Genomic DNA, 20,679 nt, shown 5'->3' on the forward strand with positions numbered 1-20,679 from the left:
CTAAAGGGAGACAAGAGTCGATGACCAGTGTCGCCGCCGCCGAGCGCTTCGTCTATTCCTTCGCCGAGGCCACGCATCTCGACGCGGCCGCGCTCGGCGGCAAGGGCGCGGGACTGGTCCAGATGACGGCCGCGGGCTTTCCCGTGCCGCCGGGTTTCGTCATCACGACGCAGGCCTGCCGGGTCAGCAAGGACGGTGCGGTTCCCGAGGCGCTGTGGGGCGAGATCGTCCAGGCCGTGCATCAACTCGAGGCCCGGACCGGTTGCGGCTTCGGCAAGGGGCCGCGGCCGCTGCTTGTGTCAGTCCGCTCGGGCGCGCCGGTGAGCATGCCGGGCATGATGGACACCGTCCTCAACCTCGGGATGAACGAGGAGACCACGGTTGCGCTGGCGAAGGCGACCGGCGGCCGCTACCGCTTCGCCGCCGAGACCTTCGCCCGTTTCGCGCGCATGTTCGCCGACATCGTGCTTGGCGCTGCCGACGAGAGCGCCGCCGACGGTGCGAGCCTCGACACCGTCGAGGACGAGAGGTCGCTGCGATCAGCTGTCCGACTCGTCGCCGAAGGCGTGGGTACGTCCGGCACCTTTCCGGCCGACCCGTGGGCGCAGCTCAGACAGGCGGTGGTCGCGGTATTCGAGTCATGGAACTCGCGCCGTGCGATCCGTTATCGCGACCATCACGGAATCGCGCACGATCTGGGCACGGCGGTGGTCGTGCAGCAGATGGTCTTCGGCAATCTCGGCAGCCCGTCGGGGACGGGCGTGGCCTTCACCCGCGACCCGCGGGACGGTTCGCCGAAGCTGTTCGGCGAGTACCTCGAGAACGGCCAGGGGGAGGACATCGTCGCGGGAACGCACACCCCGGAATCGCTCGACGATGTGGGGCGCCGCTATCCGGAGCTGATCGGGCAGTTCCACTCGTTGGCGCGTTCGCTCGAGAAGACCTACGGGGACGTGCTCGACATTGAATTCACGGTTCAGGAGGGCGTGCTCTACCTGCTGCAGGTGCGTCCGGGCAAGCGGACAGCCGAGGCGGCGATCAGGATCGCGTGGGATCTGTACGAGGAGGGTCTTGTCGACCGCGAGACCGTGCTGCAGCGCGTGACGGCCGATCATCTGCGCCAAGTGCTTCGCCCGCGGTTCCTCGTGGAGGCCGTCGAGGCGGCGCGCGCCGGGGGTGCGAGGTTGGCGGTGGGCACGGGCGCGTCGCCGGGGCAGGTCAGCGGACGCATCGTTTTCGACCCGGATCGGGCCGAGCAGATGGCCTCTGGAGGAGACCCGGTCGTCCTGATGCGGCTGTTCACGAGCCCACGGGACTTGCACGGGATGCTCGCCGCGCGGGGAATTGTGACGGCCCGAGGAGGTTCGACCAGTCACGCGGCGGTTGTGGCGCGCGCACTCGACAAGCCGTGCATCGTCGGCTGCGAGTCGCTTGACATCGACCCCGAACGGCGCGTGGTCCGCGTGGCCGACCGCGAACTGCCGGAAGGCGCCGTCGTCTCGCTCGACGGCTCCACTGGCGAGGTGTTCGAAGGGGCGTTGTCGACCGGCGCCCGCAGCACCGATTCGGTGAACCACATCGGCGCCATCCTGGGTCTGGCCGACGACCTCAGCGGCTGCACCGTCTTCAACCGGGTCTCCACGCCGGACATGGCGCGTCAGGCGATCGCTGCCGGCGCCCACGGCATCGGCACCCGCATCGACGAGACGCTGGCCGCGACCGCGGGATTCGAAACGCTGGTCGATGCGGTGTCGGCCTACAAGCGCGGTGTGACATCGGCGGACTCCAACTCCAACGCGCTGGTCGCGCTCGAGGAAGTGATCGCGGAGGCCCTGGCCGACGTCATGCGGGCCGTCTATCCGAAGCCCTTCGCGGCGCGGATCGCCAACCTATCCAGCGGTGTCGCAGGCGAGGCGGTGTCGGATTTCACCGACGTCGCGCCCTCGCCGGCCATCTGGCTGCCGCTAGGCTCGCCGCAGTTGCTGCGCGCGCAGATTCGAGGACTGGTGCGCGCGAAAGAGGCCACCGGCTACCCGGACAACGTGATCCTGATGATCGGCGGCATCAACACAGAAGCCGAGGCGATCGCGTTGAGGGCCGCATGCCGAGAGGCAGGCGGCACCAAGCTCAGGCTCGGCGTGGCCGCGCGCAGCCCGCACGGGCTGTTGGAGTTGCCCCGCATCGCCCGCCACGTCGACATGGCCTGGATCGACTACCGGTCGCTGTGTGCCGCGATCTACCGCTATCCCGACGACCTGATGCTCGCGCAGGACGCATGGAAGTCGTACATCGCCGACGGCTTCATCCCGCTGGACCCTGCCAATGAAGTGGACGAGGCAATCGAGCGGCTGATGCCTACCCTGACGCCGGGCGCACACGCTTGCGAGTTCGGCGTCACCTTTTATGGCTGGGGGGTCAGCGAGAAGGTGGTGCGCTTCTTCACCGAGCGCGGTTTCAGGAACTTCGGCGTCGAGATGAACGGACTCGCGGCCACCCGGCTGCTGCTGGGGCGCCAGGCGTCGCAACCGGGCGCGTTCGGCCCGCTCGCCGGAGGCGCTCCGGTTTGGTCGCCGCCACGAGCAATTGACACAAATCCTTAAGGAGTTAATCCATGAAAGAGATCGGCCTAATCGGGCTTGGAAACATCGGCGGCGGAATGTGCCGGCGCCTTCTCGAACGCGGCATCGGCGTTGTCGGGTTCGACCTTTCGCCGGCGGCCACGAAAGCCGCCGCGGAACACGGCGCCCGGATCCAGGTCAGCCCCGCGGCGGTCGCGCAGCAGGTCGATGTCGTTGTCACGTCGCTGCCGAATCCCGCCATCGTGCGTGATGTCTACTTGGGCGAACAGGGTCTGGTCGCCCAGGCGCGGCCGGGGAGCACGCTGATCGAGACCAGCACCATCGACCCGAACACCATTCGTGAGGTCGCGCAGGCGGCGACCAAGTCCGGCATCCGAGTCCTCGACATCGCACTGTCCGGCGAGCCGCCGCAGGCGATCCTTGGGGAACTGGTCTTCCAGGTGGGCGGCCCCGACGAGTTGATCGACCAGCATCTCGAGTTGCTGCAGGTGCTGGCAAAGAAGATCAACCGCACCGGCGGCATTGGGACCGCCAAGACGGTCAAGCTCGTGAACAACCTGATGTCTCTGGGCAACATTGCCGTTGCCGCCGAGGCTTTCGTCCTGGGCGTGAAGTGCGGGATGGAACCGAAGCGGTTGTACGAGATCCTGTCCGTCTCGGGCGGACGTTCGGCGCACTTCATCAGCGGGTTCCAGAAGGTCATCGAAGGTGACTACGGCGCCAGCTTCAAGACCAGCCTGGCGCTGAAGGACATCAACCTCATTCTCGACCTCGCCAACGAGGAACACTACGCGGCGCGGCTCGCGCCGGTCATCGCATCACTGTACAGTGACGCCGTTGGGCGCGGGCTGGGCGAAGAGAATTTCACGTCGGTGGTCAAGGGTTACGAAGCCACTGCAGGGATTCGCGTTGCTGAGTCCGGCTAGCGCAGCGCCGGTTGCACATGGCATGGCTGCCACGCAGTTCGTCGTTGTTCGGCACGTCGAGACGGAGTGGAACCGAGACGGCAGGATCCAGGGCCACATGGACAGCCCGTTGACGTTGGAAGGGATCACCCAGGCTCAGGCCCTCGCAAGGCGATTGGGCGAGATCCAGTTCGACCTGCTCGTAAGCAGCGACTTGGGCCGGGCGAGCGCGACGGCTGCTTACATCGCTACCGAGACGAAACTGCCCGTCCTGTTTGATGCCAGGCTGCGCGAGCGGAACTACGGAATCTTCCAAGGCCTCACACGCCCGGAGGCGCAGGCCAAGTTTCCGGAAGCCTATCGGCGCTACAGCGACGAAGACGTCAATTTTGCGATTCCCGGCGGGGAAAGCACACAAGCCGCCTTCGACCGCAGCCTCGGATGTTTGGAGGAACTTGCGGCGCAGCGGGCTGGGCAGCGGATTCTCGTCGTCACGCACGGGGGGGTGCTGGACGGCCTCTATCGACACACGACGGGCTTGCCCCATGTCGGCTCTCGCGTGTTCAAAATGGTTAACGGAAGCATCAACGGGTTTTCTTACGAGTGCGGCGTGTGGCGCCTGGATTTCTGGGCCGATGTGGCGCATTTGGACGGTAAGTCGTTGGATGACGTTTGACGCACGCAGGCGAAAGAGTAGTCTCCATCAGCAATATCACTCAGCCATGCAAACCTAAAGAAGCACTGAGTGCCAGTCCAGTTCAGCGTTGTCCGGGCTGTGAGCCTACACCGCGGAGATGGGGCATGACCAAGTCGAACGTGATGGGCTCCGCGTTGCCCGACGCGGTGAGCAGAGCGGCCTGTCGCTGCCTGCGCGGGCGCTGTAGGCCGAGGCGATCAACCTCTGGGCACTTGGGCTGGCACCTCCTGAAGCAGCTCCGTCATCAGTGCCTGGCAGAAGCTGGTGAGTTCGTCGTCGCACTGCTTGAGGATCTCGGGCAAGGCTCGCTTGAAGGCCGCAGGCGACTGCGCGATCGTGATTCCCCGCTCACCCAGCAGGCCCCTGACCTGGTTGATGAGCGCGGTATGCTGATGGACCAGCAGCTCGCGAACGCGATGCGCCGCTTGCATGTCCTGCTGTTCGATCGACTTCACGGTCACGAATCGCATCGCCGGGCGGCACGCGGCTTCGACGAGATCGCCTCGGCATCGTTGCGGTCGTTCTTGTTCGTCTTCACGAACGGTGAGACGTACTGCGGGCTGATAAGGTGCACCTCGATGCCCAGCTCTTGGAAGCGTCGGGCCCAGTGATGAGCAGAGCTGCAAGCCTCCATCGCGATGACGCGAGGCCGCAGCTCGCGTAGGCTACCAGCCAGAACGCGCGGCTCGCGCACAGCTTCATGTGGGCCACCTGCAGCTTCTGGTAGACCCCGCCGATGACCAGCGACTCCTCGCTCCAGTCGTACTGGAACGCCTCGCCGAGTGCGAAGCTTAGCGGCACGTAGGCATCGCCCGCCGCCACGCCACCTTGCGCAGCGCGCCACTGGCGGATGTAGTCGGTCAGCCGGGTGTAGCCGCCTTCGTAGCCGGCAGCCACCAGTTGCGCATGCAGCGCCTTGGCCGTGCGCCGCTCCTTCTTCGGCCGCCTCGCGTCGGCCAGCAGCGCCTGCTGCACCGTCTCGATGAACGGCGTCAGCTTCGTCGGCACCGCCGGACGCCGGTACTTCGGCACCTCAGCCTTGCCGTTGCGCAGATACTTGCGCACCGTATTGCGCGACAGGCTCGTCGCCTTGACGATCTCGCGCACCGACTTCTTCTCGCGTCGGTGCATCCTCAAGACCTTGCCAATCATGGCCATGGTGATCACTCCTCATACCCCCGCCCCGTTGTGAATAACTCGGGCAGGGTAGGTTGAACACCTGGGTCAGTTTTCAGTCGGCACAGGCCTCACAGGTGGGCCTGCGGATGAAATCTTGGACTACTTCATGGAGGTAGTTCATGTATTCGTACGAGGATCGACTACGAGCGGTCCGTCTCTACATCAAGCTGGGCTTGCGGGTCGGGCCCACCATCCGTCAGTTGGGATACCCGACGAAGAACTCACTCAAGAGCTGGCATCAGGAGTACGCGCAACGACATGACCTGGCCGCAGGGTACAAGCGAGCGCCGAAGTATTCGCAGGCGCAGAAGGCGCGAGCGGTCGAGCACTACCTGGAGCATGGGCGCTGTCTCACTGCGACTATCCAGGCACTGGGCTATCCCGCGCGAGGATCGCTTTCGACCTGGATTCAGGAACTGCACCCGGAGACCACGCGCGTCGTTGGCAGATCCCAGGTTCGTCCGGCACCTGCGCCCGAGGTGAAGCATGCCGCAGTCATCGCTTTGTGCATGCGACAGGGAGGTGCGCAGGCGGTTGCCGATAAGGTTGGCGTGTGCAGGCCGACGTTGTACAACTGGAAGAACCAGTTGCTCGGTACCGAGGCACCACCCGCATCCATGAAGCGTCCGAAAGACTCCACCCCCCCAGATATCCAACGAGCAGAGCTGGAGAAGCAGCTCGATGAGCTTCGCCGGAACGTCCGCCGCTTGCCGCTCGAGCAAGACGTGCTCAAGAAGGCGAATGAACTCATAAAAAAAGACGTGGGCATCGACCAGCGCCTCCTGACGAACCGGGAGAAGACCCAGCTGGTTGATGCCCTGACCCACACCTACACGCTGACGGACTTGCTCAACGAGGTGGGCCTCGCGCGCAGCACCTACTTCTATCACCGCGCGCAGCTCGACGTCGCAGACAAGTATGCCGACGTGCGTCGGGCGATGGCCGAGATCTTCGAGCGCAATCACCGTTGCTATGGCTACCGGCGCATAAAGGCGTCGTTGAGCGAACTTCGCCTGCGCGTCTCGGAGAAGGTTGTGCAGCGGCTGATGAAGCAAGAGCAGTTGGTCGCGGCCACGTCGAAGCGCCGTCGCTATGGCTCGTACCTGGGCGAGATCAGTCCAGCGCCGGCCAACCTGTTGAACCGCGACTTCAGTGCCGCGGCACCCAACGAGAAGTGGCTCACCGACATCACCGAGTTCCAGATCCCCGCGGGCAAGGTGTACCTGTCGCCCATGATCGACTGCTTCGACGGCATGGTGGTCAGCTGGACGATCGGCACGCGCCCAGACGCTGAGCTCGTCAACACGATGCTGGACGCCGCCATCGAGTCGGTCGAGGCCAGCGACGTCCGACCAGTGATCCACTCGGATCGCGGAGCCCACTATCGGTGGCCGGGGTGGCTCTCACGGATCGCCGAAGCGAAGCTGGTGCGTTCGATGTCGCGCAAAGGCTGTTCACCGGACAACGCGGCGTGTGAAGGCTTCTTCGGGCGGCTGAAGACCGAACTGTTCTACCCGCGGGACTGGATGACCACGACCATCGACGAGTTCGTCGCTTCCTTGGACTCCTACATCCGCTGGTACAACGAGAAGAGAATCAAGCTCTCATTGGGCTTCCGCAGCCCGCTCGAGCACCGAAGGAGTCTCGGTCTGGCGGTCTAACCAGTCCAAGAAATCGTCCGCAGCCCCGGTGGGTCAATTTTCGGTCGGCGGCAACATGTCCTGCTGCTCAACTGACTTCACGGTGACGAAGCGCATGGACGGACGACACGCCGCCTCGACGATTGCCTCAGATGCTATGCAGGATCCAGGGCGAAGCAGCGCGAGACGCGTCGCGCTACAACGGATTTCCCAGCTTCGTTTCGTAAAGGAGTCCGGAAATGTCTACGACCATGGCAATCCTGCAAAGCAGGGATACGGTGACGCGTGGCGACCTGTGCGTGAGCTTCGAGCTCGGTGACAAGAAGTGGAAGGTGACGGCCAGCGATGGTTTCTACACGCCGAGCCAGTACAGCGTCGACGTCGGCGACAAGAAGGCGGTCCTGGAAGTTGTGCGCAAGGCCAGGGCGCGCTGCAAGCTTGATCCGCATGGCAAGGTGCACTCGTGCTACGAGGCCGGCCGTGACGGCTGGTGGCTGCACCGATGGCTGATCGAGCAAGGCATCGACAACATCGTGGTCGACTCTGCCAGCATCGAAGTGAACCGCCGTGCCAGGCGTGCCAAGACCGACCGGCTCGACGGCTTCAAGCTGGTGGCGATGCTGCTGCGCCACCGCCGCGGCGAGCGCGTGTGGTCGGTACTGCGTGAGCCCACTGCCGAGCAGGAGGATGCGCGCCGCAGGGACCGCGAACTGGCCAGGCTATCGAAGGAGCGCACGCAACACACAACAAGCATTGGGTCTCTGCTCGTGCTGCACAACCTGCGCTCGCATACCGTCATCGGTGGGCGCGACTGGGCACGTTGGTGGGACGCCCAAGGCATGCAGGTGCCTCCGGCGCTTCGCGCCGAGATCGAGCGCGAGATCGCACGGCTGGCGCTGGTCCAGGAGCAGGTCAAGGCACTGGTGGCCGCGCAGCATGACGAAGTCGAAGCCGGCGTTCGGCCGATCGTGGCGCAACTCATCAGGCTGCGGGCGATCGGCGTCAGGAGCGCTTGGCGGCTGGACAAGGAGCTGTTCGGTTGGAGGCGCTTCGCCAACCGGCGCGAGCTGGCGGGCTGTGTGGGGTTGGCCCCCACACCTTACGCCAGCGGCGACAGCCAAGTCGAGCAAGGCATAAGCAAGGCTGGCAACAAGCGGGTGCGGGCGTTGTTGGTCGAGCTGGCCTGGAGCTGGCTGCGCTTCCAGCCCGACAGCGCCCTGAGTGAATGGTTCAACCAGCGCTTTGCAGGCAGCGGCAAGCGCTCGCGGCGCGTGGGCATCGTGGCCTTGGCCAGGCGGCTGCTGATCGCGTTGTGGCGTTACCTGGATCGCGGCGAGATCCCGGCTGGGGCCGAACTCAACCCGCTTGCCGCTTGAGCCATCGAGAAGCTGCGGCTGAACACCACTCGGCACTGGATCGAATCATCATGATCAAAGGTCGACGCGCCCGCAGTATCGTTGGGTCACCTGAGCGTGACCGTCCCCTCAGATTGGGCGCCTCGGTAAGCAGGGTTTGTCAGTGCGCTTCACGCGCATGCAGCATGTGGTGCGGGGCTTGCACGACCCGCACGGATAGAAGTTCGTCCGAGCACTGGCTCGACGCTCATCACACCCCCACCTCGAATCAGGATGGATCAGAACGGTACCGCGCGTTGCATGAGGGGGGTCGACATAAAGCTCCATTGATCGATGCCGCCGAAAGAGGCTTGACTACCGGGTCCACATAGAAGCGATACTGTTCCCGCTCGGCTGTCCGCTGTGGCTCGCTGAGTACCGCGCACTTCAGCTCTCTCCGGGGCTGTGGACTTACACCATGCGCTGGGACACGACCTCACGCGACAGAGCCCGCTCTTGTGCAACGCCAATTGGGCACAGCTCCGCGACCGGTTTCGCGATGCCACTGCCCGGGGTCAGGCAAAAGCAACTTTGGGAAGAACTTGGGAATTTGGGAAAAAAGAATGCCCACCTGTTAGTGGGCACTCTCGCGGACAACCGCATGTGTTGGTAGGCGCGATTGGACTCGAACCAACGACCCCCACCATGTCAAGGTGGTGCTCTAACCAGCTGAGCTACGCGCCTGAAGCGGGCCGCAGTCTAGCACGCGACGATGGCCGGACCTCAGCGGCGCCGCGCGCTGCGCACGCCGTCGATGCGGCACACCGCCGCCAGCACCGACTGCAGCCGGGCCGAGTCGTTGACCTCGACGGTGAAGGCCATCGACGCCGTCCCGCGCAGGCTCTGCGACTGCACGCCGACGACGTTCATCTTTTCCTTGGCGAACAGCTCGCTGATGTCGCGCAGCAGCCCTTGCCGGTCGGCCGCCTCGACGATCACATCGACCGGATAGACGGCATCGCCGGCGCGGCCCCAGGCCACCGCGATCACGCGTTCCGGCGCGCGCCCGGCCATCTGCCGGAAGTTGGCGCAGTCGCGGCGGTGGATCGCGACGCCCTTGCCGCGCGTCACGTAGCCGCCGATCGCGTCCGGCGGTGCCGGCTTGCAGCAGCGCGCCATGCTGGTCAGCAAGGATTCGACGCCGACCACCAGCACGCCACCGCGCGCCGGCGCCGCCGTGGCTCCGCGGCTCAGGCGCTGCGCCAGAAGCTCGTCGGCGTCGGGCGGCGGCTCGGCCGGGCGCAGCAACGCCTCGATGTGCCTCAGCGAGAACTCGTCCTTGCCGACGACCTCGAACAGCGCCTCGGCATCGCGAAACCCCAGCCGCTCGGCCAGCTCGTCGAGCTTCACCGACGTGCGGCCTTCGCGCTGCAGCAGCTTCTCGACTGCCTCGCGGCCGCGCGCCACCGTCTGGGCCTGGGCCAGCGCGTTGAACCAGGCGCGCACCTTGGCCTTGGCCCGCGAGCTCCTCAGGTAGCCGAGTTCGGCGTTCAGCCAGTCGAGCGACGGGCCGCCCTCCTTCGCGCTGACGATCTCGACCGTCTGCCCGCTCTGCAGCGGCGTGCTCAGCGTGACCATCGCGCCGTCGACGCGCGCACCGCGGCAGCGGTGGCCCAGGTCGGTGTGCAGGCTGTAGGCGAAGTCGACCGCCGTCGCGCCGGCCGGCAGTTCGATGATCGCGGCCTGCGGCGTGAAGACGTAGATCCGGTCGTCGAAGAGACCCTGCCCCGCAGCGGCGCCCGGCTCGACCAGCTCGCGCTCCCAGGCCAGCAGCTGGCGCAGCACGGCCTTGCGCGCCTGCGCCACCTGCTCCTCGAAGTCGCCGGCCGCGGCCACACCGGCGTAGCCGCGCGCGCCGGCTTCCTTGTAGGCCCAGTGGGCGGCGATGCCGCTCTCGGCGTGGTCGTGCATCGCCCGCGTGCGGATCTGGATCTCGAGTGAGCGACCCTGCTCGTCGAAGACGACGGTGTGCAGCGACTGGTAGCCGTTGGCCTTGGGCCGCGCGATGTAGTCGTCGAACTCCTCCGGCAGCGACCGCCACAGCTCGTGCGCACGGCCCAGTGCGGCATAGCAGGCCGGCACGTCGTCGACGATGACGCGCAGCGCGCGCACGTCCAGCACCTGCTCGAAGTTCAGCTGCTTGCCCTGCATCTTCTTCCAGATGCTGTAGAGGTGCTTGGGCCGGCCCTGCACCTCGGCATGCAGCCCGGCCCCCGTCAGCGCGGCCGCGAGGCGGTCCCGCACGGCCTCGACGCCCTGCTCGCGCTCGACGCGCTTCTCGTCCAGAAGCCGGGCGACGCGCTTGTAGTCCTCGGGCTGCTGGAAGCGGAAGGCGAGGTCCTCGAGCTCCCACTTGATCTGCCAGATGCCCAGGCGATTGGCCAGCGGCGCGAACACCTGCATCGATTCGCGCGCCAGCGCCTGCGGACACGGCTGCCTGCTGGCCGCATAGTGACGCAGGGTCTGCAGCCGCGAGGCCAGCCGCAGCAGCACCACCCGCAGATCGCGCGAGAAGGCCAGCAGCATCTTGCGCACGCGCTCCACCTGTGCCGCCTGCTGGGCGGCGTCCAGCAGCGCATCGCCCAGCGCCTCGCGCGCGGTGCGCTGCGCCTGCACCAGCTTGCGCGTGTGCGTGACGAGGCTGGCGTAGCTTTCGCCGTACGCCTTGGCGATCACTTCCTCCGGCCGCGTCAGGAAGTCACCGGCGTAGACGAGGTAGGCCGCCGCGCGCATCGACGGCGCCGCACCGACGGCCTGCAGGATCGCCGCGACGCCGTCGGCATGCGCCAGCGCGTCCTCGCCGGTGTCGAAGCGCTCACCGGCCAGCAGCGGCGCCGCGAAGGCGCGGGCGCGCGCCAGCACGTCGTCGTCCCGCCCCGAGCCCTCGGCGGCACCGGCCGCCAGCAGGACGATCGGAGCCGCGTTCGGCGCCGACTCCGCCAACGCAGTCTTCATGGCGCGCCCAGGAACTCCCGCACCACCGCGACCTGGTCGTCGGCCACCAGGGTCGGCGCGTGACCCACGCCGGCCAGCTCGACGAGGCGCGCCTTCGGACCGCGCTGCGTCATCGCCTGCGCGGTCTCGGGCGACAGCAGGTCGGACTGCGCGCCGCGCAGCAACAGCGTCGGGCAGTCGAGCGCGTCGTAGCGTTGCCACAGCAGCGCCTCGCCGGCGGCGGCCATCTCGGGCGTGACGGCCTTGAAGGGCAGGCCGATGCGCGGGTCGTAGGCCGAGACGAAGCCCTCGCCCTGCTCGTCCTTCACGGCGCGCAGCTGAGGCCGCGTCAGCGCCAGCCATTGCTCGCGCGTGTGCGGCCCGAAGCCCTGCGAGATGCTCCACAGATAGTCGGCCGCCTCGTCGACGTTGGCGTAGCGTCGCGGCAGGCCGAGGTAGGCGCCGATGCGCTGCACCGCCGCGGCGTTGATCGTCGGGCCCACGTCGTTGAGCACCAGCCGCCGCACCGGCGACCGGCCCTCGCGGTCGCGCAGCGAGGCCAGGCCCAGGCCGATCAGGCCGCCCATCGAGGTGCCGACCCAGTCGACCTGCGGCACCCCCAGCCGCGCCAGCAGGCTCACCATGTCGGCCACGTAGGCCGGCACCTGGTAGCCCATCGGGTCGGCCAGCCAGTCCGACCGGCCGCGGCCGACGACATCGGGGCAGACCACGCGGCAGTCGCCGGCCAGCGCACGGGCCAGCGTGTCGAAGTCCCGGCCCTGGCGCGTCAGGCCGTGGACGCAGACCACCACGCGGGGGTTGTCGCGCTCGCCCCATTCCCAGAACGCCATGCGGTGCAGTCCCTGTCCGTCGAGGCAGTGGACGAAGTCGAGGCGCGGTTCATGCATGTCGGGGCTCCATTCGATAATCATCCTAACCAAGGAACGGAGAACTCCATGCTCAAAGGCAAGACCGCCCTCGTCACCGGCTCCACCAGCGGCATCGGCCTGGGGATCGCGCTGGTGCTGGCGCGCCAGGGCGCGAACCTGGTGCTCAACGGCTTCGGCGACGCCGAGGGCCCGAAGGCCGAGGTGCTGGCGGCCGGCAAGGCGCACGGCATCAAGGTCGGCTACCACGGCGCCGACATGAGCAAGCCGGCCGAGATCGAGGCCCTGATGGCCTACGCAGCCAGCGACTTCGGTGGCGTCGACGTCCTCGTCAACAACGCCGGCATCCAGCACGTCGCGCCGGTCGAGGACTTTCCGGTCGCCAGGTGGGACGCGATCATCGCCATCAACCTCAGCTCGGCCTTCCACACCACGCGCCTGGCCATCCCCGGCATGCGCAGGAAGGCCTGGGGCCGCGTCGTCAACATCGCCTCGGCGCACGGCCTGGTGGCCTCGGCCAACAAGTCGGCCTACGTGGCGGCCAAGCACGGCATCGTCGGCTTCACCAAGTCGGTGGCGCTCGAGACCGCCACCAGCGGCATCACCGCCAACGCCATCTGCCCCGGCTGGGTGCTGACGCCGCTGGTGCAGAAGCAGATCGACGACCGGGCCGCGCGCGAGGGCATCCCCGTCGCACAGGCCGAGAAGGACCTGCTCGGCGAGAAGCAGCCCTCGCTGCGCTTCACCACGCCCGAGCAGCTGGGCGAACTCGCCGCCTTCCTGTGCTCGGCGGCCGGCGGCAACGTCACCGGCCAGGCCTGGGCCGTGGACGGCGGCTGGACCGCCCAGTAGCTACTTCGTCAGCTGCACGCTGCCGCTGACGGTCGCGGTGATCAGGCCCTTGCCGGGCTCGACCGGCACCGGCGCGTCGCTCGCCATCGACATCTGCGTCTTCGCACGCACCATGTAGGGCTGCGGCCCGCCGCCCTGGTCGGCGGCCTGCACGTTGACTTCGCGGATCTGGTAGCCCGCAAAGCCGAACTGCTGCGCGTACTCCTGCGCCTTGGCGCGGTACTTCCGGATCGCCTGCGCGGTGACCTCGGCCTCGTGCTTCTCGGCCAGCTCGCGCGAGATGCTGTAGCCGACGCTGGTCACGTTCATCGTGCCCAGCTTGCCGGCGGTCTGCGCGACGCGCTGGCTGTCCTTGCCTTCCAGCACCAGCTCGGCCTGGCCCTGCCAGCCGTTGATCTTGCCGTCCTTGCCATAGCGCGGGAACAGCGAGAAGCCGCCGGTTCGAACCTCCATCGCGCCCGGCGCGGCGGCCTTCTTCGCCTCGGCCAGCGCGGCGTCGAGCACCTGCTTGAGCTGCGCCTGCACCGCCGCGGAGTCATTGCCGTCGCGCACGACCTGCAGCGTGATGCCGAGCAGGTCCTTGGTCACCTCGATCTGGGCGCTGGTGCTGAAGCTGACCAGGTTCTCGCGCGCCGGCTCGGCGGCCTGCACGGGCGGCAAGGTCAGCGCGGCCGCAGCGGCCAGTCCGGCGAGCGACGAGCGGCTTGCATTCGGCATGGGGATCCTTTCGGGGTTCGTGGACGAGGCCGGCACTGTGGCACAGCCCTCCGCAGCACCCCCTCGACAGCCCGCCAGGCCTGGGCGCAAGATATGTAACAACGCGAAAAGCCCCCGGCGGACCCCGAAACCCCTGCGCACAATCGCCGCTGTTACAAATATGGAGTCGCGATGAACGCCACCGCCAACAACCAGCGCGCCGACCGCATCGTCGTGGTCGACGACGATGCCCGCATCCGCGACCTGCTGCGCCGCTACCTCACGCAGGAAGGCTTCGAGGTGCTGCTGGCCGAGGACGCCAAGGCGCTGAACCGCGTGATGACGCGCGAGACCATCGACCTGATCGTGCTGGACCTGATGCTCCCCGGCGAAGACGGGCTGTCGATCTGCCGCCGCCTGCGCGCCAACAACGACACCACGCCCATCATCATGCTGACCGCCAAGGTCGAGGACGTCGATCGCATCGTCGGCCTGGAGGTCGGCGCCGACGACTACCTGCCCAAGCCCTTCAATCCGCGCGAGCTGCTGGCGCGCATCCACGCGGTGCTGCGCCGCCGGCCCTCGCTGGAGGCGCCCGGCGCGCCCGCCAAGGAACCGCAGACCGTCAGCTTCGGGCCCTTCGAGTTCGACCTCGCCCTGCGCCGCCTGACCAAGGACGGCGAGCAGATCGCGCTGACCACCGGCGAGTTCTCGATGCTCAAGGCCCTGGTGCGCCACCCGCGCCAGCCGCTGTCGCGCGACAAGCTGGCGCAGCTGGCGCGCGGCCGCGAGTTCGAGCCCTTCGACCGCAGCCTGGACGTGCAGATCTCGCGCCTGCGCAAGATGATCGAGCCCGACCCGGCCCAGCCGCGCTACATCCAGACCGTCTGGGGCGTGGGCTACGTGTTCGTGCCGGACGGCGCGGCCTGACGCGCCGTCGCCACTCCGCACTCCATGAGATGAGCTGATGGCCGCCGACTCGGCCACATCGAGCGAGCGCGTGCGCCGCGCCTCGCGCGGCAGCTCGCGGCACGTGTCGCAGCGGCCGCGCAAGAAGCGCTTCCGGCTGCGCCTGCCGCGCTTTGCCATGAGCCTGTTCTGGCGCACCTTCATCCTGCTGGCCCTGCTGCTGGGCGGCGGCGTGTTCGCCTGGGTGCAGACCTTCCGGGCGCTGGAGTTCGAGCCGCGCGCGGTGCAATCGGCCCAGCAGATCGCCAGCCTGGTGAACCTGTCGCGCGCCGCGCTGCGCTACGCCGATGCGATCAACCGCGTCACCGTGGTCAAGACCATGAGCGACCAGGAGGCCGTCAAGGTCGTGCCGCGCGAGCCGAAGGACCAGTTCGAGCCCTTCGAGGTCGACCGCTTCAGCCGCGCCGTCGGCCAGGCGCTGCGCTCGCGGCTGGGGCCCGAGACCATCGTCGCCAACAGCGTCAACGGCAACGCCGGGCTGTGGGTGGGCTTCACGATCGAGAACGACCCCTACTGGCTGCAGGCCGACCCCAAGCGCCTGCAGGCGGTGGCCGGCAGCACCTACTTCGTGTGGATCAGCATCGCGCTGCTGGCCACGGCGCTGGGCTCGGCAGCGATCGCCGGCCTGATCAACCGGCCGCTCAAGCAGCTGTCCTTCGCGGCCAGCCGCATCCGGGACGGCGAGTACGAATCACAGCTCGACGAGCTGACGATGACCAGCGAGATCCGCGAGGTCAACATGGGCTTCAACCGCATGGCGCGCGAGCTCGCGAAGGTGGAGGAAGACCGCGCGGTGATGCTGGCCGGCATCAGCCACGACCTGCGCACGCCGCTGGCGCGGATGCGGCTCGAGACCGAGATGAGCGTCGTCGACGAAGACGCCAAGCGCAACATGGCGGCCGACATCGACCAGCTCGACGCCATCATCGACAAGTTCATGGACTACGCGCGGCCCGGCGAGGTCAAGCTGGTGCCGGTGCACCTGTCCAGCGTGGTCGACCGCGAGATCGCCGCTTTCCGCGACCCGACGCAGATCCGCATCGAGTCGCGCGTCGCGATCGACACCCGCGTGATGGCCGACGACACCGAGCTCGGCCGCGTCATCGGCAACCTGTTCGAGAACGCGCGCCGCTACGGCCGCGGCACCGACACCGGCTGGGCGCGCGTCGTCGTCAGCTACGCGCGCACCGGCCCCTGGGTCATCGTCAGCGTGCGCGACCACGGCCCCGGCGTCGCGCAGGAGAAGCTCAAGCAGCTGCCCACGCCGTTCTTCCGTGGGGATGCGGCACGCACGGCTGCGAACGGTGCCGGCCTGGGCCTCGCGATCGTCGAGAAGACCGTGCTGCGCATGGGCGGGAGCTTCGAGCTGGCCAACGCCAGCGATGGCGGCCTGGTCGCGCACATCCGCCTGAAGCGGGCGCCTTGACGGGGCAGTGATCGGTGATCAGTGAGCCGTGATCACAGATCACAGATCACTGATCACGGCCCACCAACAGGCAGACCGCGCGCGCCTCGATGGCGCGCCCCTCGCCCACCGGCCCCATCTTCTCGGCCGTCTTGGCCTTGACGTTGACCTGCGCCGGCGCCACACCCAGGCAGCCGGCGATGCACTCGACCATCCGCGGCACGTGCGGTGCCATCTTCGGCGCCTGCGCGACGATGGTCGCGTCGACATTGCCGACGACCCAGCCGGCCGCATGCGCGCGCTGCACCGCCTCGGCCAGCAGCACGCGCGAATCCGCACCGGCATGGCGCGGGTCCGTGTCCGGAAAGAGCCGCCCGATGTCGCCCAATCCGGCGGCGCCCAACACCGCGTCGGTGATGGCGTGCAGCAGCGCATCGGCATCGGAGTGGCCCAGCAGCCCGTGGCTGTGCGCGATCTCGACGCCGCCCAGCACCAGCTTGCGGCCGACGACCAGCGCGTGCGTGTCCCAGCCCTCGCCGATGCGGAAGTTCGGAGCCGTCATGTGGCGCCTCCGGGCGATCGTGCACCATCGACTGCCGCGCCGTCGGCGCTGGGCCGCACGAGCACAGCTTCGATCCCCGCGCAGCGGGGCCCCTCTTTCGCAGTGCTCATGCGCGCGTCCTCAGCAGTCGTTCAGCCAGCGCGAAGTCGGCCGGCCAGGTGAGCTTGAAGTTCTCCAGCGTGCCCGGCACCAGCCGCGGCGCGTGGCCCAGGGCCTCGACGGCGCTGGCCTCGTCGGTCACGCCTTCGCCCGCCTCGGCCAGCGCCCGCCGCAGCAGCCCCAGGCGGAACATCTGCGGCGTCTGCGCCTGCCACAGGCCGCGGCGGTCGACGGTGATGGCGATACGGTCGTCGTCGGCCTGGCGCTTCAGCGTGTCGGCCACCGGCAGCGCCAGCAGGCCACCGACGGCGTCGTGCTCGCAGGCGACGATCAGGCGTTCGACGTCGGCCGGCTGCAGCAGGCAGCGCGCGGCATCGTGCACCAGCACCCAGTCGTCGTCGCGCGCACCGCGCTCGACCAGCACGCCCAGGCCGTTGGCGACCGTGGCGGCGCGGCTCGCGCCGCCGACCCGGGCCACCCAGGCCGGTCCCTGCGGCACATGCCGCTCGAACACGGTGTCGTCCGGCGCCACGACGACCAGCGTCGCCGCGAGCCGCGGCACGCGGGCCAGCGCCGACAAGGTGTGCGCGACGACGCTGCGCCCTGCGATCTCGCGGTACTGCTTGGGGCCGCCGGCTCCGGCGCGCTCGCCGACGCCGGCGCAGGGCACGAGGGCATAACAGCGCGGCGGGGTCGAGGGCAAGTCCAGGGTCATCGAAGCCCGATTCTAGAATTCGCCTGCTTCATCGCCCCGCCTGCACCCGCGGCGGGGCGATCTGCATTTCTCCGGCGCCATGCACCTCCCTGTCCTCGCCCCCGGCAAACGCTTCCAGCTGCCCCGCCCGCTCGGTTCGGCCGATGCGCTGCTGCTCGCGCGCTTCGTGCAGGCGCGCGCGGCTGAACGCCAGCTCACCGCCGTCGTCACGGCCGACCCGGCCGACGCGCAAAGGCTGCCCGAGGAGCTGGGCTTCTTTGCGCCCGGGCTGCGCGTGGCGGTGTTCCCGGACTGGGAGACCCTGCCCTACGACAGCTTCTCGCCGCACCAGGACCTGATCTCGGAGCGGCTCGCGACGCTGTGGCGCATCCTGCAGGCGCACAAGAACGGCGACCTCGACGCGGTGCTGATGCCCGCGACCACCGCGCTGGTGCGGCTGGCACCGCCGTCCTTCCTCGCCGCCTACACCTTCGACTTCCGGCACAAGCAGAAGCTCGACGAGGCCGGCCTCAAGGCGCAGCTGACGCTCGCCGGCTACCAGCACGTGAGCCAGGTCGTGTCGCCGGGCGAGTACGCGGTGCGCGGCGGACTGATCGACCTGTTCCCGATGGGTTCGGCCGTGCCCTACCGCGTCGACCTGTTCGACAACGAGGTCGACTCGATCCGCACCTTCGACCCCGACTCGCAGCGCAGCCTCTACCCGGTGCCCGAGGTGCGGCTGCTGCCGGGGCGCGAGTTCCCGATGGACGAGGCGGCGCGCACCGCCTTCCGCTCGCGCTGGCGCGAGAAGATGGACGGCGACCCCAGCAAGTCGCGCGTCTACAAGGACATCGGCGCGGGCCTCGCCAGCCCGGGCATCGAGTTCTACCTGCCGCTGTTCTTCGACCAGACGGCGACGGTGTTCGACTACCTCGGCGCCGCAGCGACCGTGGTCCTGCACGGCGAGGTCGACGCGGCCCTGCAGAAGTTCTGGACCGAGACGCGCGAGCGCCACCGCTTCCTGCAGCACGACCCCGAGCGCCCCATCCTGGCGCCGCAGGAGATCTACCTGCCGCCCGAGGCCTTCTTCACGCGCGCGGGCGAGCAGGCGCTGCTGTCGATCCGCGGCGGCGAGCCGGGCGCCGCCGCCGACGCGTGGGCCCGCCCCCTGCCCGACCTCGCCGTCGAGCGCAACACGCCCGACCCCCTGCGCAAGCTGGAGCAGCATCTCGCCAGGACGGCGCACCGCGTGCTGCTGGTGGCCGAGAGCGACGGCCGCCGCGAGAGCCTGCTCGAGCTGCTGCGTGACCACAGGCTCGAGCCGCCGGCCGTGGAGTCGCTGGCCGCCTTCGAGGCCGGCGACCACCGCTACGCGATCACCGTGGCGCCGCTGGCAGCCGGCTTCCACTGGATCGAATCCGATGTCCAGTTCGTCACCGAGACCGAACTCTTCGACAGCGCGCCCACCGTGCGCCGGCGCCGCAAGCAGGAGGCCACCAGCGATGTCGATGCGCTGATCAAGGACCTGTCGGAGCTGAAGGTCGGCGATCCGGTGGTGCACGCGAACCACGGGATCGGACGCTACGTGGGGCTGGTGAACATCGACCTGGGGAACGACGAAGGGGGTCCCAGCGAGTTCCTGCACCTCGAGTACGCCGACCAGGCGACGCTCTACGTGCCGGTCGCGCAGCTGCAGCTGATCAGCCGCTACACCGGCGTCAGCGCGGAGGAAGCCCCGCTGCACCGCCTGGGCTCGGGCCAGTGGGAGAAGGCCCGGCGCAAGGCCGCCGAACAGGTGCGCGACACGGCCGCCGAGCTGCTGAACCTGTATGCGCGACGCGCGGCGCGCGAAGGCTACGCCTTCCGCTTCTCGCCCCAGGACTACGAGGCCTTCGCGGCCAGCTTCGGTTTCGAGGAGACGCCCGACCAGCGCGCCGCCATCCACGCCGTGATCCAGGACATGGTGTCGCCCAGGCCCATGGATCGGCTGGTGTGCGGCGATGTCGGTTTCGGCAAGACCGAGGTCGCGCTGCGCGCTGCCTTCGTGGCCGTCACCGGCGGCAAGCAGGTCGCGCTGCTGGCGCCGACCACGCTGTTGGCGGAGCAGCACTTCTCGACCATCAGCGACCGTTTCGCCAAGTGGCCGGTCCGGGTCGCGGAGATGTCGCGCTTCCGCTCCGCCAAGGAGATCAAGGCAGCGATGGCCGGGCTGGCCGACGGCAGCATCGACATCGTCATCGGCACCCACAAGCTGCTGAGCCAGGACACGAAGTTCAAGAACCTCGGCCTGCTGATCATCGACGAGGAGCATCGCTTCGGCGTGCGCCACAAGGAGGCGATGAAGGCGCTGCGCGCCGAGGTCGACGTGCTGACGCTGACCGCCACGCCGATCCCGCGCACGCTGGGCATGGCGCTCGAAGGCCTGCGCGACCTGAGCGTGATCGCTACCGCGCCGCAGCGCCGCCTGGCGATCAAGACCTTCGTCAGGACCGAGATGAGCGGCGTGATCCGCGAGGCGGTGATGCGCGAGCTCAAGCGCGGCGGCCAGGTCTACTTCCTGCACAACGAGGTCGAGACCATCGAGAACCGCCGCAGCAAGCTGGCCGAGCTTCTGCCCGAGGCGCGCATCGCGGTCGCCCACGGCCAGATGCCGGAGCGCGAGCTGGAGCGCGTGATGCGCGAGTTCGTCGGCCAGAAGCACAACCTGCTGCTGTGCTCGACCATCATCGAGACCGGCATTGACGTGCCGACCGCCAACACCATCGTGATGAGCCGCGCCGACAAGTTCGGCCTGGCCCAGCTGCACCAGCTGCGCGGCCGCGTCGGCCGTTCGCACCACCAGGCCTACGCCTACCTGCTGGTGCCCGACGTGGAGGGACTCACCAAGCAGGCCGCTCAGCGCCTCGAGGCCATCCAGCAGATGGAGGAACTGGGCTCCGGCTTCTACCTCGCGATGCACGACCTCGAGATCCGCGGCGCCGGCGAGGTGCTGGGCGAGCACCAGAGCGGCAACATGATGGAGGTCGGCTTCCAGCTCTACAACGAGATGCTGGCCACCGCGGTGCGCGAGCTCAAGGCCGGCCGCAGCGCCGACGTGGCCGACCTGCTGAACCCCGGCAACACCGGCACCGAGATCAACCTGCACGCCCCCGCCCTGCTGCCCGACGCCTACTGCGGCGACGTGCAC

The 20,679-nt window shown here is 68.3% G+C and carries 14 protein-coding genes, 1 tRNA gene and 2 pseudogenes; 9 read left to right on the forward strand and 8 right to left on the reverse strand.

Annotated features, from left to right (window positions below; genetic code table 11):
* Positions 1-20: 20 nt before the first annotated feature.
* Genes QZV97_RS03635 through QZV97_RS03645 form a run of 3 tightly spaced genes read left to right on the forward strand, consistent with a single transcriptional unit; the run spans position 21 to position 4,160 of the window.
* Entirely contained in the window at positions 21-2,600 is a 2,580-nt protein-coding gene (locus QZV97_RS03635; protein ID WP_295638573.1) for a pyruvate, phosphate dikinase, read from the forward strand.
* Positions 2,601-2,611: 11 nt separating this feature from the next.
* Positions 2,612-3,505, forward strand: a complete 894-nt coding sequence (locus QZV97_RS03640; protein WP_295638576.1) for an NAD(P)-dependent oxidoreductase — start codon at positions 2,612-2,614, stop codon at positions 3,503-3,505.
* Between the two features lie 22 nt (positions 3,506-3,527).
* Positions 3,528-4,160: a histidine phosphatase family protein gene (locus QZV97_RS03645; RefSeq protein WP_295638579.1), complete on the forward strand. Its 633-nt coding sequence runs from the start codon at positions 3,528-3,530 to the stop codon at positions 4,158-4,160.
* A gap of 242 nt (positions 4,161-4,402) precedes the next feature.
* Here the strand turns inward: QZV97_RS03645 and QZV97_RS03650 are convergent.
* A pseudogene (locus QZV97_RS03650) lies at positions 4,403-4,848 on the reverse strand (IS110 family transposase); the annotation flags it as partial.
* Positions 4,842-5,339, reverse strand: a pseudogene (locus QZV97_RS03655) (IS21 family transposase); the annotation flags it as partial. The pseudogenes QZV97_RS03655 and QZV97_RS03650, both read right to left, overlap by 7 nt.
* A gap of 140 nt (positions 5,340-5,479) precedes the next feature.
* On the opposite strand from QZV97_RS03655, the gene QZV97_RS03660 reads away from it, so the two are divergent.
* Positions 5,480-7,021 carry an IS3 family transposase gene (locus QZV97_RS03660; RefSeq protein ID WP_295638582.1) on the forward strand — a complete coding sequence of 514 codons (1,542 nt, stop codon included), beginning with the start codon at positions 5,480-5,482 and terminating at the stop codon, positions 7,019-7,021.
* A 218-nt stretch (positions 7,022-7,239) separates the two neighbouring features.
* Positions 7,240-8,376 carry an IS110 family transposase gene (locus QZV97_RS03665; RefSeq protein WP_295638584.1) on the forward strand — a complete coding sequence of 379 codons (1,137 nt, stop codon included), beginning with the start codon at positions 7,240-7,242 and terminating at the stop codon, positions 8,374-8,376.
* A gap of 625 nt (positions 8,377-9,001) precedes the next feature.
* Here the strand turns inward: QZV97_RS03665 and QZV97_RS03670 are convergent.
* From QZV97_RS03670 to QZV97_RS03680, 3 genes are all read right to left on the reverse strand, one after another.
* A tRNA-Val gene (locus QZV97_RS03670) sits at positions 9,002-9,078 on the reverse strand.
* Positions 9,079-9,117: 39 nt separating this feature from the next.
* Entirely contained in the window at positions 9,118-11,349 is a 2,232-nt protein-coding gene (locus QZV97_RS03675) for a bifunctional (p)ppGpp synthetase/guanosine-3',5'-bis(diphosphate) 3'-pyrophosphohydrolase (RefSeq protein WP_295638587.1), read from the reverse strand.
* Complete coding sequence (locus QZV97_RS03680; protein ID WP_295638590.1) at positions 11,346-12,236, reverse strand: alpha/beta hydrolase; 891 nt, start codon at positions 12,234-12,236, stop codon at positions 11,346-11,348. Before QZV97_RS03680 ends, QZV97_RS03675 begins: the two co-directional genes overlap by 4 nt.
* Positions 12,237-12,284: 48 nt before the next feature.
* On the opposite strand from QZV97_RS03680, the gene QZV97_RS03685 reads away from it, so the two are divergent.
* Positions 12,285-13,067: a 3-hydroxybutyrate dehydrogenase gene (locus QZV97_RS03685; RefSeq protein WP_295638593.1), complete on the forward strand. Its 783-nt coding sequence runs from the start codon at positions 12,285-12,287 to the stop codon at positions 13,065-13,067.
* On the opposite strand, the gene QZV97_RS03690 is transcribed toward QZV97_RS03685, so the two are convergent.
* The gene (locus QZV97_RS03690; protein ID WP_295638596.1) at positions 13,068-13,784 is read right to left on the reverse strand and encodes an SIMPL domain-containing protein; all 717 of its coding nucleotides are present in this window, start codon (positions 13,782-13,784) and stop codon (positions 13,068-13,070) included.
* A gap of 171 nt (positions 13,785-13,955) precedes the next feature.
* Between QZV97_RS03690 and ompR the strand changes: the two genes are divergently transcribed.
* Positions 13,956-14,693 (forward strand): two-component system response regulator OmpR, encoded by a 738-nt coding sequence (gene ompR, locus QZV97_RS03695; protein ID WP_295638599.1) that lies wholly within the window; start codon positions 13,956-13,958, stop codon positions 14,691-14,693.
* 157 nt (positions 14,694-14,850) lie between these two features.
* Positions 14,851-16,158 carry a sensor histidine kinase gene (locus tag QZV97_RS03700; protein WP_295638617.1) on the forward strand — a complete coding sequence of 436 codons (1,308 nt, stop codon included), beginning with the start codon at positions 14,851-14,853 and terminating at the stop codon, positions 16,156-16,158.
* Between the two features lie 46 nt (positions 16,159-16,204).
* On the opposite strand, the gene ispF is transcribed toward QZV97_RS03700, so the two are convergent.
* A complete protein-coding gene (gene ispF / locus QZV97_RS03705) occupies positions 16,205-16,699 on the reverse strand; it encodes a 2-C-methyl-D-erythritol 2,4-cyclodiphosphate synthase (RefSeq protein ID WP_295638602.1) in 495 nt (164 codons plus the stop codon).
* A 106-nt stretch (positions 16,700-16,805) separates the two neighbouring features.
* Entirely contained in the window at positions 16,806-17,513 is a 708-nt protein-coding gene (gene ispD, locus QZV97_RS03710; RefSeq protein ID WP_295638605.1) for a 2-C-methyl-D-erythritol 4-phosphate cytidylyltransferase, read from the reverse strand.
* A 79-nt stretch (positions 17,514-17,592) separates the two neighbouring features.
* Here ispD and mfd point away from each other — a divergent pair.
* The coding region (gene mfd / locus QZV97_RS03715) for a transcription-repair coupling factor (RefSeq protein WP_295638608.1) at positions 17,593-20,679 on the forward strand (3,087 nt) is incomplete at its 3' end.

The sequence above is a fragment of the uncultured Methylibium sp. genome (assembly GCF_902826655.1).
In the GTDB taxonomy this organism is placed as follows: Bacteria; Pseudomonadota; Gammaproteobacteria; order Burkholderiales; family Burkholderiaceae_C; genus Methylibium.

Bases quoted from the DNA above. Each gene is read 5' to 3' on its own strand.
- QZV97_RS03635 (WP_295638573.1), top strand. From the start codon at position 21: ATGACCAGTGTCGCCGCCGCCGAGCGCTTCGTCTATTCCTTCGCCGAG.
- QZV97_RS03640 (WP_295638576.1), top strand. From the start codon at position 2,612: ATGAAAGAGATCGGCCTAATCGGGCTTGGAAACATCGGCGGCGGAATG.
- QZV97_RS03645 (WP_295638579.1), top strand. From the start codon at position 3,528: ATGGCTGCCACGCAGTTCGTCGTTGTTCGGCACGTCGAGACGGAGTGG.
- QZV97_RS03660 (WP_295638582.1), top strand. From the start codon at position 5,480: ATGTATTCGTACGAGGATCGACTACGAGCGGTCCGTCTCTACATCAAG.
- QZV97_RS03665 (WP_295638584.1), top strand. From the start codon at position 7,240: ATGTCTACGACCATGGCAATCCTGCAAAGCAGGGATACGGTGACGCGT.
- QZV97_RS03675 (WP_295638587.1), bottom strand. From the start codon at position 11,349: ATGAAGACTGCGTTGGCGGAGTCGGCGCCGAACGCGGCTCCGATCGTC.
- QZV97_RS03680 (WP_295638590.1), bottom strand. From the start codon at position 12,236: ATGCATGAACCGCGCCTCGACTTCGTCCACTGCCTCGACGGACAGGGA.
- QZV97_RS03685 (WP_295638593.1), top strand. From the start codon at position 12,285: ATGCTCAAAGGCAAGACCGCCCTCGTCACCGGCTCCACCAGCGGCATC.
- QZV97_RS03690 (WP_295638596.1), bottom strand. From the start codon at position 13,784: ATGCCGAATGCAAGCCGCTCGTCGCTCGCCGGACTGGCCGCTGCGGCC.
- ompR (WP_295638599.1), top strand. From the start codon at position 13,956: ATGAACGCCACCGCCAACAACCAGCGCGCCGACCGCATCGTCGTGGTC.
- QZV97_RS03700 (WP_295638617.1), top strand. From the start codon at position 14,851: ATGAGCCTGTTCTGGCGCACCTTCATCCTGCTGGCCCTGCTGCTGGGC.
- ispF (WP_295638602.1), bottom strand. From the start codon at position 16,699: ATGACGGCTCCGAACTTCCGCATCGGCGAGGGCTGGGACACGCACGCG.
- ispD (WP_295638605.1), bottom strand. From the start codon at position 17,513: ATGACCCTGGACTTGCCCTCGACCCCGCCGCGCTGTTATGCCCTCGTG.